Raw genomic sequence first — 12,603 nt, forward strand, 5'->3', positions numbered from 1 at the left:
GAACCGGATCAATGGCTGATAAAAGGGATGGGGCTGGCCCATCCCGGTTGGCATTCGGCCGCGCCAGCTGCTGGCGGCGGCACTGTACCGTACTTGGCGCCATCGACATCCCGGGTTGCGGGGCCGTGGCGGCATGTTGCCAAAATATACCCTATTGCGATCGGATACGGATCTGGCTGACTTCAATATATTGCGGGGCCGGCTGCTGCCGGCCCCGCCACTGCCCATATGGTGAGGCCATGAGGGAGAAAGCGCGTGATCAGCGCGCCAGAATGGCCTTCTCCATGCGGGCCAGCGCCTCGACGAGGCGGGCCCGGGTGCAGCCGAAGTTGAGCCGCACGAACTGGCCGTCACCAAACTGGGCACCGGGGGAGAGCCCCACCCCGGCCTGCTCGAAGAAGGCGATGGGGTCGTCCAGCCCAAGCGCGCTCATGTCAATCCAGGCGAGGTAGGTGGCTTGGTGGCGCGCCAGCTCGATGCCGGGCCAGCGGGCGACCGCCTGCTCGATCAGGGCCAGGTTGGCGGCCAGGTAGTCGAGCTGTTCGCTGAGCCACTGCTCGCCCCCTTCGTAGGCCGCCTCTGCCGCCACGAAGCCCAGCAGGTTGACGTCGGCGCTGATGCCGCGCATCGCCTGCTGCAGCTTGAGGCGCAGACGGGCATTGGGCACCACCGCGAAGGAGCAGCAGAGCCCGGCGATGTTGAAGGTCTTGCTCGGGGCCATCATCACCGCCGAGCGCTCGGCCGCCGCCGGGCTGATGGCGCCATAGGGGATATGGCGGGCGTCCTTGTCCAGCAGCAGGTCGCAGTGAATTTCATCGGAGCAGATCACCAGGTTGTGGCGCTCGGCGATGGCGTCGATGGCCAGCAGCTCCTCGTGGGTGAACACGGTGCCGCCCGGGTTGTGCGGGTTGCACAGCAGCAGCAGATCCGCCGCCGGTGCCTGGCGCTCCAGCTCCTCGATATCCAGCACCCAGCGACCGGCCTCTTCCACCATGGGCACGGTGAGCAGCGGTCGGTCGTTGAAGCCCGGCGCCTGCAGGAAGGGGTAGTAGACCGGCTTGGGAGTGATGATGCCACGGCCGTGCTGGCTCCAGGCCTTGCAGGCGAGGTTGAGACCGGGCACCACCCCGGGCAGGAAGACGATCCATTCGGGCTGGATGGTCCAGCCATAGCGGCTGGCCAGCCGCGCGATGATGAGTTCGATTAGCCGGGGAGAGGGGCGCGAGTAGCCGAAGATGCCGTGGGCGACACGCTGGGTGAGGGCCTCGATGACGGCAGGGGGGGAGACGAAGTCGGTGTCGGCAACCCACATGGGCAGCACGTCCTGTCCCTTGTACTTGTCCCATTTCAGGCTCATGGTGCCGCTGCGATCTATTTCCCGGTCAAAATCAAACATGTGAAATCCTTATGCTGGCCAGTGGGCTTTCACTGTACGGGGTCGGGGACGGGGTCGCAAGCCTTGAGGTGGCTCTTGATAATGACATAAAATAAGCAGCGCCATTTCATGCACTTGCCGAATTTTGGCCAGTTTTCTTCCCTCCAATCAGTGGTAATTCTATGCGCTTGCTGACCGCCGCTCGCAACAGGACGGACCCCGTCTCTCTCTCTTTTCTGGCCGTGACCTTTATGACCGGGGTGGCGGTGGCACTGCAGGTGCCCACCTTGAGCCTGTTCCTGGCCGAGGAGGTGCAGGTGCGCCCCTTCCTGGTAGGGCTCTTCTATACCGTCAACGCGCTGATTGGCATCCTCATCAGCCAGTGGCTCGGCCATCGCTCCGACAACAAGGGGGATCGCAAGCGGCTGATCCTGCGCTGCTGCTTCGCCGGCGTGGTGCTCTCCCTGCTGTTTGCCTGGAACCGGCAGTACTGGTTGCTGGTGAGCCTGGGGGTGCTGCTGGCGAGCCTGGCCGCCACCGCCAGTCCCCAGCTGTTCGCGCTGGCGCGTGAATATGCCGACAGCCGCAACAAGCGGGCCGACATGTTCAGCTCGGTGCTGCGGGCCCAGTTCTCGCTGGCCTGGGTGATTGGGCCGCCCATCGCCTTCGCGCTGGCCATCGGCTACGGCTTCGAGGTGATGTACCTCGCCTCCGCAGTGGCCTATCTGCTCTGCGCCTTCGTGGTGTGGCGCTGGCTGCCCTCGCTGCCGCTGCCGGTGATGGACAGCGAGGTGGAGCGGATCAGCAGCTGGCGGGATCCGTCGGTGCGGGCGCTCTTCATCGCCTCCACCCTGATGTGGACCTGCAACAGCATGTACCTCATCAACATGCCGCTCTACATCACCCGCGAGCTGGGGCTGGAGGAGAAGCTGGCCGGGGTGCTGATGGGCACGGCGGCGGCCCTCGAGATCCCCTTCATGCTGCTGGCGGGCCACTACACCCAGCGCTTTGGCAAGCGCCCCATGATGCTGCTGGCGGTGCTGGCCGGGGTCGGTTTCTACGTGGGGCTGGTGACCCTGTCGAGCCAGCATGCGCTCATTGCGCTGCAACTGCTCAACGCCATCTTCATCGGCATCGTCGCCGGCATCGGCATGTCCTACTTCCAGGATCTGATGCCGGGTCGCGCCGGGGTGGCGACCACCCTGTTCGCCAACAGCATCCGCACCGGCTCCATCATGGCGGGGGCGATCGCCGGGACTGTGGCGGAGATCTGGAGTTTCCACGGGGTCTTCATGGTGGCCATGGGGCTGGCGCTGCTGGCGCTGGCCGCCTGCTGGCGAGTGCCGAACGTCTGAAGCTGAAAAGGTGAGGGGGCGAGCGGGTCGGCCCGCCTCAATGTCTGATGGCGGCGGGGAGGCGCTCTAGCGGTCGTTGTCGTTCTGGTATTCGTTGCGCAGGCAGCGCAGCAGCAGCTCGGTGGCCGGGCCCAGGGCATCGGCCGATGGGGTCAGCAGATAGGTATAGAGGTGGCGCTCGTTGCCGCTCGCCAGATCCAGCGGTACCAGAGCGCCGCTTGTCAGCTCCTCCTGCACCAGGTGGCGCGGCAGCCAGGCATAGCCGAGGCCGAGTTTGAGCATGGCGATCACCTCGTGGTAGTGGGTCGCCTTCCAGCCGGTGTCGTCCGCGTCGTTCCAGTCCACCGAGCGGTGAATGGGGGGATGCAGGCTGATCTGGTTGTGGCTGGCCAGCTCCTCGGCGGCGATGGCGCTGCCCTGAGTGGCGAGCGGGTGCTCGGCCGAGCAGAGCGGCAGCAGGCACACCTCGTCCAGCGGCAGGCCGGTGCGATCGTGGGGCAGGTGTTCGGAGAGCATCAGATCCCCCACCTGCAGGGCATTGAAGTGGCAGTGAATGCGCTCGTGCAGATTGACCCGGCAGCCCCGGCTGCGGGGATAGAAGTGGGCCAGCGCCCGATAGAGCCGCTCACGCGGCTGCAACACCGACACATAGAGGTTGATCTGCGGCTCCCACTGCCGCTCCAGGTTGTTGGCCAGGTTCTCCAGCTCTTCCACCTGCTGGCTGAGCTGACGGGCCCGCTTGAGGAAGATCTCCCCCGCCGGTGTCAATACCGCCTTGCGCCCTCTCACCTCCAGCAGAGCCACACCCAGACTCTGCTGCAGCTTGGCTACCGCATGATTGAGAGAGGATTGGCTCTTGTTCAGCGCCTCGGCGGCCTGGGCGTAGCCGCCACAGTCCACCACGGCCTGAAAGATCCGCCATTGCTCAAACGTGCTCTTGGGACGAAACATATCTCAACCTGATAAGGGAGCGGATGTTGCAACAGGGTGCCGACGGCACCCTATTGAATGTAACCCCATGCGGCGCAGGGTTGCGGTTATTTTGTTGATTTATTTGGGCTGGGCCACAAAGGTCTGGCCGGTTTTGCCCCTGCTGTCCGCGCCCATCAGATAGAGATAGAGCGGCATCAGGTCGGCCGGGGTCTTGAGGTTCATCGGATCTTCGGCCGGGAAGGCACTGGCTCGCATCTTGGTGCGGGTGCCGCCCGGGTTGAGGGTATTGACCCGCACACCGGTATTTTCCAGCTCGTCCGCCAGCACTTCCATCATGCCTTCGATGGCGAACTTGGAGATGGCATAGGTGCCCCAGTAGGCGCGGCCCTTGCGGCCCACGCTGGAGGAGGTGTAGACGATGGAGGCATCGCCCTGCTCCTTGGCGGTCTGACGGATGAGCGGCAGCAGCGCCTGGGTCAGCAGGAATTCGGATTTGACGTTGACCTGCATCACCTCGTCCCACTCCTGCTCCTGGATGTGCTCGAACGGTGACAGGGTGCCGAGCAGGCCGGCGTTGAACAGCACGCCGTCGAGGCGGCCAAACTGCTGGGCGAAGGTCTCGGCCATGCCAAGGTAGTGGCTCTTGGTCGCCCCCTTCAGATCCACCGGCACGATGGCGGGCAGCGGGTGGCCGGCGGCCTCAATCTGGTCGTAGACTGCCTCCAGCTTGGCGCTGGTGCGGCCGAGCAGGATCACGGTGGCGCCGTGGGCCGCATAGGTGAGCGCCGCTTCGCGGCCGATGCCGTCACCGGCACCCGTGACCAGAATGACCTTGTCCTTGAGCAGATCCCGGGGGGCCTGATAGTTGAACATGACAACTCCTGTTAACAATTCGTGGCAGATGCGCGCGGCAAATAGAGGGGCAAGTGTACTGATCCCGCACGGCGTTTGACCAGTATGAGATGGCAAAAATGTGAATAAATCAGAGGGGTTGTGATTGTCGATTGGCATTTTTGACGGGTTGACGCAGAGTTTTTGCGCACACCGGGCAAACTCCCTAGAATGTGAAAAAATCGTCCCTCCGGGGCACACCAGTGGAGCATCAAGTGGCATTTTTGACCGAATACGGCCTGTTCCTGGCCAAGACCCTCACCCTACTGCTCGCCATCGGCGCCGTCATCCTGATGGTGGTGAGCAGCCGTCAGCCCAAATCCCGCAAGGGGGAGCTGGTGGTGACCGATCTCTCCAGCGAGCTGGAGCAGGGACGTCACCAGTTGCAGGCCGCGCTGGCCGGCAAGGCGGAGCGCAAGCAGCTGGAGAAGGTGCGCAAGGCCGAGCACAAGGCGCGGGCCAAGAGCGAAGATGCCCGCAGCCGGCTGTTCGTCATCGATTTTCACGGCAGCATGGATGCCAAGGAGGTGGCCTCCCTGCGCGAAGAGGTGAGCGCCGTGATAGGGGTGGCCCAGCCGGGGGACGAGGTGCTGCTGCGGCTCGAATCCGGTGGCGGCGTGGTGCACGGCTACGGCCTGGCTGCCTCCCAGCTGCAGCGGTTGCGGGATCGTGACATCAAGCTGACCGTGGCCATCGACAAGGTGGCGGCGAGCGGCGGCTACATGATGGCGTGCGTGGCGGATCAGATCCTGGCGGCGCCGTTCGCTATCGTCGGCTCCATCGGGGTGATCGCCCAGCTGCCGAACTTCAACAAGCTGCTCAAAAAGCACGACATCGAGTTCGAGATGCACACCGCCGGCCAGTACAAGCGCACCATCACCATGTTCGGCGAGAACGACGAGCAGGGGCGGGAGAAGTTTCGCGAGGAGCTGGGCGCCATCCACGAGCGCTTCAAGGCATTCGTGGCCGAGCACAGACCCAACCTCGACATCGACAGCGTCACCACCGGCGAGCACTGGCTGGCGAGCCAGGCCAAGCAGCTCGGGCTGGTGGACAGCCTCTGCACCAGCGATGACTATCTGCTGGCCCAGGCCAGCCAGCACAAGGTGGTCGGCATTCGCTACAGCAAGCCAAAGAGTCTGACCCAGAAGCTCGGTCAGCAGGCCGCCGTGGCGCTGGAGTCCGGTTTTGGTCGGCTGTGGCAGCAGGGTCCCTGGCGCTGAGTCAGGACAACGTAAAACCCAATAAAAAAAGCCGGGCACTTGCCCGGCTTTTTCATGGGGTCGGCGCTGCTGGCCGATGGCGCGTCTCAGCGCTGGAACGGGTAGACGGAGCCGAGTTTGAGGATCTGGGTCAGCTCGTCCAGCGCGGTGCGGGATTCCATGACCAGCGCCGGATCGCGCAGGTCATCCAGTGCCAGGCTGTCGCGGTAGTGGCGATCGACCCAGCCATCGAGGCGGGCAAACTGGCTGTCGGTGATGAGGCAGGCCGGGTTGACGGCGGCCAGTTCGGTGTCGTTCATCGCCACCCGCAGCCGCAGGCAGGCGGGGCCGCCGCCGTTGCGCATGCTCTGCTTCACGTCCATGTAGTGCACCCCCTTGATCGGGGTCCCCAGGGTCACCAGCTTGGCCAGATAGGCCGATACCGCCGGGTTGTCGCGACATTCGGTGGGGGCGATGATCGCCATCTCGCCGGAGGGCAGGGTGAGGATCTGGGTGTTGAACAGATAGGACTTCACCGCATCTTGCACCGACACCTCGGCAGTTGGCACCTCGATGAAGTGCAGTTCCCCTTCGCCAAACTTGGTGCGCACCTCGGCCAGCGCCGAGGCGGTGTTGAGAAACGCCTGCTGGTGGAAGAACAGCACGTTCTGGTTGCCTACCGCGATCACGTCGTTGTGGAACACTCCCTGATCGATGACGTCCGGGTTTTGCTGGATGAACACGGCGCTCTCATCCCCCAGGCCGTGCAGGCGGGCGATGGCCTGGCTCGCTTCCAGGGGCTGGCGGGCCGGGTAGCGTTTGGGGGCGGGCTGGGAGACGTCGAAGGCGCTGCGGCCATAGACGAACAGTTCGACCCCGGACTCGCCATAGGCGCGACACAGCCGGGTGTGGTTGGCGGCCCCCTCGTCACCGAAGTGGTCGTTCTCCGGCAGGTGCTGATGGTGATAGAAGTGGCGGTCGTTGTTGAACACGGCCCGCAGGATGCGGCCGGTCACCTCGGGTTCGAGGGAGCGGTGAAACTTGTTGGTCAGGTTGGCGGGGGTGAAGTGGATGCGGCCATCCTGGGTATCGGCACTCGGGGAGACGGTGGCGGCGTTGGCGGTCCACATGCTGGAGGCCGAATAGCAGGCGGCCAGCACGGCGGGTGCCTGCTTGGCGGCCTGGGCCAGCACGCTGGCATCGTTGCCGGTGAAGCCGAGGCGGCGCAGGGTAGCGAGATCCGGTCGCTCCTGCGGGGCCAGCACTCCCTGGGTCATGCCGAGCTCGGTCAGTGCCTTCATCTTGCGCAGACCCTGCTTGGCCGCCTCCTTCGGATTGGACGCCTCCTTGGCATTGTTCTGGGAGGCGACGTTGCCATAGGACAAGCCGGCATAGTTGTGAGTCGGGCCGACCAGGCCGTCGAAGTTGACCTCGAAGTGCTTCATTGAGTACATCCTTTCGATTTTTATATGGGTAGCGGTTCCTTCCGCGCACAATGCTGCGGGATGCAGCCATTATAAGGAGATTTTGTCTTTTGTAACAAGCTGATAACGAAACTGGTTTGTTATGTTACAAGAGCGGTTGGTTATGTCGTTTCAAATATAAAAAGAGGGTGGATATAGCATAAAAATAAAAAAGCGGTTGCTTCCCGCGGCTCGGCTTCGCATTAATAAATAAAGAAACAAAGTGGTTCGGGCTGCCGGGCAAATTTGCTCACAAGATTGCTTTTTCCCGTCAAATCTCTTATACAGCCCCACAAAACCGCACACCAACCCCGTCGGGTGCAATGAGGATAATAGTTACAGCATGGGCAAATCACTGGTCATAGTGGAGTCTCCGGCCAAGGCCAAGACCATCAACAAATATTTGGGCAAGGACTACGTGGTGAAATCCAGCGTCGGTCACGTGCGCGATCTGCCCACCAGCGGCAGCGCCAGCAACGAGCCCAAAAAACCTGTCATTCGCGGCATCAAGCTGAGCGAAGCAGAGAAGGCTGCCAAGGATCGCAATGCCCTGTTCTCACGGATGGGGATCAATCCGACCGCAGGCTGGCAGGCCAACTACCAGATTTTGCCCGGCAAGGAAAAAGTGGTCAGCGAGTTGCAGAGTCTGGCCGAGAAGGCCGACACCATCTATCTCGCAACCGACTTGGATAGAGAGGGAGAGGCGATCGCCTGGCACCTGCGCGAGATCATCGGCGGCGACGACAGCCGCTACAAGCGCGTGGTGTTCAACGAGATCACCAAGACCGCCATCCAGGAGGCGTTTGCCCAGCCATCCGAGCTGAACATTCACCGCGTCAATGCCCAGCAGGCCCGTCGTTTCCTCGACCGGGTGGTGGGTTACATGGTCTCCCCGCTGCTCTGGAAGAAGCTGGCCCGCGGCCTCTCCGCCGGCCGGGTACAGTCCGTCGCGGTGCGTCTCATCGTCGATAAAGAGCGCGAGATCAAGGCGTTCGTGCCGGTCGAGTTCTGGGATCTCAACGCCGATCTGCTGACCGCCGACAAGAGCGATCTGCGGATGGAAGTGGTCAGCCGCAACGGCGCCGACTTCAAGCCGGTGACCCAGGCCGAGACCTTCGCCGCCGTGGCCGCCCTGGAAGGGGTCGACTACAAGGTGGTGAACCGGGAAGACAAGCCGACCGGCTCCAAGCCGTCCGCCCCCTTCATCACTTCTACCCTGCAGCAGGCAGCCTCCACCCGGCTGAGCTTCGGGGTCAAGAAGACCATGATGATGGCCCAGCGCCTCTATGAAGCGGGTTACATCACCTACATGCGTACCGACTCCACCAACCTCAGCAAAGAGGCGGTCGAGGCGGTGCGGGAATACATCGGCGAGCAGTATGGTGCCGCCTACCTGCCGGCCGAGCCGAACCTGTACGGCGCCAAGGCCAATGCCCAGGAGGCCCACGAGGCGATCCGCCCCTCCAGCGTGCTGGTGACCGCCGAGATGCTGGAAGGGATGGAGCCCGACGCCATGCGGCTCTATGACCTTATCTGGCGTCAGTTTGTCGCCTGTCAGATGACGCCGGCCCAGTACGACTCCTCCACCCTGACCGTCAAGGCGGGCGAGTTCGAGCTCAAGGCGCGCGGTCGTACCCTGCGCTTCGCCGGTTGGACCAAGGCGCTGCCGCCGATGGGCCGCAAGGGCGAAGACAGCCAGTTGCCGGCGGTGACCGTCGGCGAGATCCTCAAACTCGTCAAGCTGGATCCGCGCCAGCACTTCACCAAGCCGCCCGCTCGCTTCACTGAAGCGGCGCTGGTACGGGAGCTGGAGAAGCGCGGCATCGGCCGTCCGTCTACCTATGCCTCCATCATCTCCACCATCGTCGATCGTGGTTATGTGCGGGTCGAGAGCCGCCGTTTCTTCGCCGAGAAGATGGGTGAGATCGTCACCGACCGGCTGGTGGAAAACTTCGTCGAGCTGATGAACTACGAGTTCACCGCCAAGATGGAAGACAAGCTCGATGGCATCGCCGAAGGGAGCCTGGAGTGGAAGAAGGTACTGGATGCCTTCTACGCCGAGTTCACCCAGGAGCTGGAGAAAGCGGACAAGGCGCCGGAAGAGGGGGGCATGCGTGCCAACCAGATGGTGCTGACCGACATCGACTGCCCGGATTGCGGCCGCAAGATGGGTATCCGTACCGCCACCACCGGGGTGTTCCTCGGCTGTTCCGGTTACGCCTTGCCGCCCAAAGAGCGCTGCAAGAAGACCATCAACCTGGTCTCCGCCGACGAGTTCGTTTCTGCCACCGACGGTGAAGAGGCCGAGACCGAGGCGCTGCGTGCCAAGCATCGCTGCGGCGTCTGTGGCACTGCGATGGATGCCTACATCATCGACGACAGCCGCAAGCTGCACGTCTGTGGTCGCAACCCGGATTGCGATGGCTACGAAATCGAAAAAGGTCAGTTCAAGCTCAAGGGTTACGAAGGGCCGAGCATCGAGTGCGACCGCTGCGGCTCCGAGATGCAGCTCAAGAACGGCCGCTTCGGCAAGTACATGGGTTGCACCAACGACACCTGCAAGAACACCCGCAAGATCCTGAAAAACGGTGATATCGCGCCGCCGAAGGAAGACCCGGTACCGCTGCCGGAGCTCAAGTGCACCCAGTCCGACGCCCACTTCGTGCTGCGTGACGGGGCGGCCGGCCTGTTTCTGGCCGCCAGCAACTTCCCGAAATCCCGCGAGACCCGTGCGCCGCTGGTGGAAGAGCTCAAGCGCTTCAAGGAGCGTCTGTCGCCCAAGCACCAGTATCTGGCCGATGCCCCGGCGTCAGATCCTGACGGTAACGCCGCCATCGTGCGCTTCAGTCGCAAGACCAAGGAGCAGTACGTGATGACCGAGGTCAACGGCAAGGCGACCGGCTGGACGGCGCACTACGACAACGGCAAGTGGCAGGAGAGCCTGGCCAAGTCGAAGAAGGCGTGATTGCGCGCAGTTCACACTCTGATGAAAGAGGCCCCTTGCAGGGGCCTTTTTGTTTTCGGATGGCGGTATACTGAAACCGCTGCAAGGATGGCAGCGCTGGACACGGAGGTTGTGATGGAGATTAACGAGATCCGGCCGGGAATGACCTGTCTGACCCGGGAAGGAACCGCCTATGTGCTGGAAGTAGACAAGCAGAGTCTGCTGGTGCTGCTGCAGCGGGAGTACGAAACCATCCCGGTGCAGGTGCGCAGCGACGAGATCCTGGCCCCCATCACCCGGTGAGGCGGGCCGCCATCGTCAAAAGGGCAGGAGAAACAGCAGCTCGGCGAGGTCGGGCTGCCACTGCCACTCCCGCATCCTGACCCGCCCGCCAATCACGGGCACCCCCTCTTTCTGCAGCAATCCCGCCTGTTTAGCGAAGCCTGCCGACCCCTTGGGCAGTGAAATGGTGCCCGCCGCGCCCAGCACCCGGTGCCAGGGCAGCACCTTGTCGGTCTCCCGCAGCACCTTGCCCACCAGCCTGGCCCGACCGGGCAGCCCCGCCAGATCCGCCACCTGGCCGTAACTCACCACGCGACCGGCCGGGATCAGGGCGAGGATTGCCTCGATGCGGGCAACCTTGTTCAGCGGGGCAGGGGTCGATTCCATTCTCATCCGGATCACTCGTCAATAACGACAGAAGCGCCATTGTGGCGCTTCTGTCGGGTGGCTGGCAAATGGGTCAGCCGAAGGTCTGGCTGAGCCCCTTGAGCTGCTTGGCCCGCTCCAGCAGCTCCTGACTGGAGTCGTCGACCTCCTGCATCTTCTGGCTGTTGGCGTGGGAGTACTCGGAGATCTGGTTGATGCTGCGGCTGATGTCCTCCACCACCGTCTGCTGCTGCTCGGCGGCGGCGGCGATCTGGGTGGAGAACTCGGTGACCAGCTCGATCTCCTGCAGCACGGTATGCAGGCTGCTGGAGCCCTGGCGGGTCATCTCGGCGCATTCGCGGGTCTGCTGCAGGTTCTCCTGCATCATCCCCTTCCAGCGGCCCAGGGTGTGCTGGATCTGCTGGATGCTGCCCTGGATCTGCTCGGTTGCCTTGTGGGTGCGGGTCGACAGGGTACGCACCTCGTCGGCCACCACCGCAAAGCCGCGCCCCTGCTCGCCGGCCCGGGCCGCCTCGATGGCGGCGTTGAGCGCCAGCAGGTTGGTCTGGTCGGCGATGCCCTGGATCTCCCCCATCACGCTACCGATCCGCTCCGACTCGCTGGCCAGCTCCACCGCCGAGTTGAAGGCGAGCTCTGCCTGTCTGGCGAGCTGCTCGATGCGCTGCTCGGTCTGGGCCAGCTGTTTGTCCGTGTGCTGGCAGCGGCTGCGGGCCTCGCTGACCTGACCGTTGGAGTCCTGGATGTTGCGGGCAATCTCGTGGGCCGTGCTGGCCATCTGGGTCATGGCGGCGGCCATCTGCTGGGTCTGGGCATCCTGCTCGTTGATGTCGAGGCAGGCCTGATGGGAGGCCTGTTTCAGGTTGGTAGCCAGGGTCTGCAACGGATTGGTCGCATCGTTGACCCGACCCAGCACGGTGCGGATGCGGGCCTGCAGCATCTTGATATGAAAATCGGCGATGGCGCCGGGGCCGTCCCCTGAGTAGACCAGCCGGGTCAGGCTGTCGTATTCGCGACCGAGCTGCTGCAGATAGAGCGGCAGGGCGAAGAGCTCGCGCCAGTAGGCGCCGCCGATGAGCAGCAGGGGCAGCAACATCAGCAGGGCGGCCATCGGGCCCTGACTGCTGGCGGCCCAGCCCAGCAGGCTGAGCAGCAACAGCGCGAGCAGCGGCAGGCGGGCACGGGCGAGGGAGGGGAGGCGGCTGCTGGTGCCACGCTCCGCCTTGAGCAGGGCTTGGTAGGTCTGGCTGGCGATGCGCTTGAGCTGGGGATCCGGCTTGCAGCGCACCGACTGGTAGCCGCTGATCCGGTTGCCCTCGTAGATGGGGGTCACATAGGCATCGACCCAGTAGTAGCGGCCATCCTTGCAGCGGTTCTTCACCATGCCGCGCCAGGGTTTGCCCTCCTTGAGGCGGGCCCAGAGATCGGCGAAGGCGGCCTTGGGCATGTCGGGGTGGCGTACCAGGTTGTGATTGTGGCCGACCAGCTCCTCGACGGGGTAGCCGGCGATGCGGCAGAAGGCGGGGTTGGCGTAGGTGATCACCCCGCGCAGATCCGTGGTGGAAACCAGTTGTTCGTCGGCAGGAAACTCCACTTCGCTGTCCAGGGTATGGACGTCTCTGCGGGCCATAGGAATACGCTCCGATGTTCTTGTTGATAACTTTGTCGTTGTTATTGTGGCAGATCTGGAGGTGGCTGCAGGCTCGCGCCAGCAGGCGGCAGACCGGCTTCATAGGGGGCTGAATTTTGCCAACAATGGCGGATGAATGGTAGG

10 protein-coding genes are annotated in these 12,603 nt (G+C 63.5%); 4 read left to right on the forward strand and 6 right to left on the reverse strand.

The window, feature by feature from the left end; all coding sequences use genetic code 11:
* Positions 1 to 259: 259 nt before the first annotated feature.
* Positions 260 to 1,396 (reverse strand): MalY/PatB family protein, encoded by a 1,137-nt coding sequence (locus tag OKC29_RS16705; RefSeq protein WP_073351181.1) that lies wholly within the window; start codon positions 1,394 to 1,396, stop codon positions 260 to 262.
* A gap of 161 nt (positions 1,397 to 1,557) precedes the next feature.
* Between OKC29_RS16705 and OKC29_RS16710 the strand changes: the two genes are divergently transcribed.
* Positions 1,558 to 2,730, forward strand: a complete 1,173-nt coding sequence (locus OKC29_RS16710; protein WP_073351179.1) for an MFS transporter — start codon at positions 1,558 to 1,560, stop codon at positions 2,728 to 2,730.
* A 66-nt stretch (positions 2,731 to 2,796) separates the two neighbouring features.
* Here the strand turns inward: OKC29_RS16710 and OKC29_RS16715 are convergent, their stop codons facing one another.
* Together OKC29_RS16715 and OKC29_RS16720 are read right to left on the reverse strand one after the other, a co-directional pair.
* On the reverse strand, positions 2,797 to 3,681 hold the full coding sequence (locus tag OKC29_RS16715) for a LysR family transcriptional regulator (protein WP_073351177.1): 885 nt from the start codon (positions 3,679 to 3,681) through the stop codon (positions 2,797 to 2,799).
* Between the two features lie 99 nt (positions 3,682 to 3,780).
* The gene (locus OKC29_RS16720) at positions 3,781 to 4,536 is read right to left on the reverse strand and encodes a YciK family oxidoreductase (RefSeq protein WP_016351568.1); all 756 of its coding nucleotides are present in this window, start codon (positions 4,534 to 4,536) and stop codon (positions 3,781 to 3,783) included.
* A 233-nt stretch (positions 4,537 to 4,769) separates the two neighbouring features.
* Between OKC29_RS16720 and sohB the strand changes: the two genes are divergently transcribed.
* On the forward strand, positions 4,770 to 5,777 hold the full coding sequence (gene sohB / locus OKC29_RS16725) for a protease SohB (protein ID WP_073351176.1): 1,008 nt from the start codon (positions 4,770 to 4,772) through the stop codon (positions 5,775 to 5,777).
* Between the two features lie 86 nt (positions 5,778 to 5,863).
* On the opposite strand, the gene astB is transcribed toward sohB, so the two are convergent.
* The gene (astB, locus tag OKC29_RS16730; RefSeq protein ID WP_270669419.1) at positions 5,864 to 7,201 is read right to left on the reverse strand and encodes an N-succinylarginine dihydrolase; all 1,338 of its coding nucleotides are present in this window, start codon (positions 7,199 to 7,201) and stop codon (positions 5,864 to 5,866) included.
* Between the two features lie 361 nt (positions 7,202 to 7,562).
* On the opposite strand from astB, the gene topA reads away from it, so the two are divergent.
* Together topA and OKC29_RS16740 are read left to right on the forward strand one after the other, a co-directional pair.
* A complete protein-coding gene (gene topA, locus OKC29_RS16735; protein ID WP_017409144.1) occupies positions 7,563 to 10,184 on the forward strand; it encodes a type I DNA topoisomerase in 2,622 nt (873 codons plus the stop codon).
* Between the two features lie 114 nt (positions 10,185 to 10,298).
* A complete protein-coding gene (locus OKC29_RS16740) occupies positions 10,299 to 10,466 on the forward strand; it encodes a hypothetical protein (RefSeq protein ID WP_005303277.1) in 168 nt (55 codons plus the stop codon).
* 15 nt (positions 10,467 to 10,481) lie between these two features.
* Here the strand turns inward: OKC29_RS16740 and OKC29_RS16745 are convergent, their stop codons facing one another.
* Together OKC29_RS16745 and OKC29_RS16750 are read right to left on the reverse strand one after the other, a co-directional pair.
* Positions 10,482 to 10,838 carry an MGMT family protein gene (locus OKC29_RS16745; protein WP_073351174.1) on the reverse strand — a complete coding sequence of 119 codons (357 nt, stop codon included), beginning with the start codon at positions 10,836 to 10,838 and terminating at the stop codon, positions 10,482 to 10,484.
* 67 nt (positions 10,839 to 10,905) lie between these two features.
* Positions 10,906 to 12,459 carry a methyl-accepting chemotaxis protein gene (locus OKC29_RS16750; protein WP_073351172.1) on the reverse strand — a complete coding sequence of 518 codons (1,554 nt, stop codon included), beginning with the start codon at positions 12,457 to 12,459 and terminating at the stop codon, positions 10,906 to 10,908.
* Between the last annotated feature and the right edge of the window lie 144 nt (positions 12,460 to 12,603).

Origin of the sequence: Aeromonas sp. QDB34 (genome assembly GCF_027705405.1) — a bacterium.
Taxonomy (GTDB): Bacteria; Pseudomonadota; Gammaproteobacteria; order Enterobacterales; family Aeromonadaceae; genus Aeromonas; species Aeromonas hydrophila.